1 protein-coding gene is annotated in these 1,260 nt (G+C 69.9%); it reads left to right on the top strand.

Translation table 11 applies throughout. From position 1 onward, the window contains the following. The first annotated feature begins 10 nt into the window (after nt 1-10). Nucleotides 11-1,096 (top strand): inositol-3-phosphate synthase, encoded by a 1,086-nt coding sequence (locus RF647_RS18980; protein WP_368813091.1) that lies wholly within the window; start codon nt 11-13, stop codon nt 1,094-1,096. Nucleotides 1,097-1,260: the final 164 nt, after the last annotated feature.

The following is a 1,260-nucleotide window of genomic DNA, read 5'->3' as shown; positions in this document are numbered from 1 at the left end:
AAGGAGTCCCGTGTCCCACCATCCCATTCGCGTGGCCGTCGCCGGTGTCGGCAACTGCGCCTCCTCGCTGATCCAGGGCGTGCACTTCTACGCCGGAGCCGATCCGGCCGCCACGGTGCCGGGGCTGATGCACGTGGTCTTCGGTGACTACCACGTGGGCGACGTGCAGTTCGTGGCCGCCTTCGACGTCGACGCCGCCAAGGTCGGGCTCGACCTCGCCGAGGCGATCGGCGCCGGGGAGAACAACACCCTGGTCTTCGCCGAGGTTCCGCACACCGGGGTCACCGTGAAGCGCGGGCCGACCCTGGACGGGCTGGGGTCCTACTACCGGGAGGTGGTCCAGGAGTCGGCCGAGGCGCCGGTGGACGTGGTGCAGGTCCTGAAGGACGCGCAGGTGGATGTGCTGGTGTCCTATCTGCCGGTGGGCTCGGAGGAGGCCGACCGGTACTACGCCCAGGCCGCGATCGAGGCGGGGGTGGCCTTCGTCAACGCGCTGCCGGTGTTCATCGCCTCCGACCCCGGGTGGGCGCAGAAGTTCACCGCCGCCGGGGTGCCGATCGTGGGCGATGACATCAAGTCCCAGATCGGGGCGACCATCACCCACCGGGTGCTGGCGAAGCTGTTCGAGGACCGCGGCTACGTGCTGGACCGCACCTACCAGCTCAACGTGGGCGGGAACATGGACTTCATGAACATGCTCGAGCGCACCCGGCTGGAGTCGAAGAAGATCTCCAAGACCCAGGCGGTGACCTCCAACGTGGCCCGGGAGTTCGGGACCAAGGACGTGCACATCGGGCCCTCGGACCACGTGCCGTGGTTGGAGGACCGCAAGTTCGCCTTCGTGCGCCTGGAGGGCCACGGTTTCGGCAACGCCCCGATCTCCCTGGAGTACAAGCTGGAGGTGTGGGACTCACCGAACTCGGCCGGGGTGATCATCGACGCGATCCGGGCGGCGAAGATCGGTGCGGACCGCGGGATCGGGGGCCCGCTGACCTCCGCGTCGGCGTACTTCATGAAGTCCCCGCACCTGCAGCTACCCGACGACGTGGCCAGGGCGGACCTGGAGGCCTTCATCCGCGGCGAACGCGAACGCTGAGCCCGCCGCTCCCGAGCCCGGGACCCCCGCACCGGTCCCCGGTGCGGGGGTCCCGGGCTCCGGGGGGCCCTCAGAGGTAGTCCGCCAGGCCGGCGCGGTGGAGCACGAACGCCGTGACCGGCTCGTAGACGCGCGGCGGGAGGTTGTCATCGAGCGGCACGGCG

Origin of the sequence: Kocuria sp. CPCC 205263, from assembly GCF_040981075.1 — a bacterium.
GTDB lineage: Bacteria > Actinomycetota > Actinomycetes > Actinomycetales > Micrococcaceae > Kocuria > Kocuria rosea.
The sequence above is the reverse complement of the archived record's forward strand: the minus strand, read 5'-3'. Positions and strand labels throughout refer to the sequence as shown.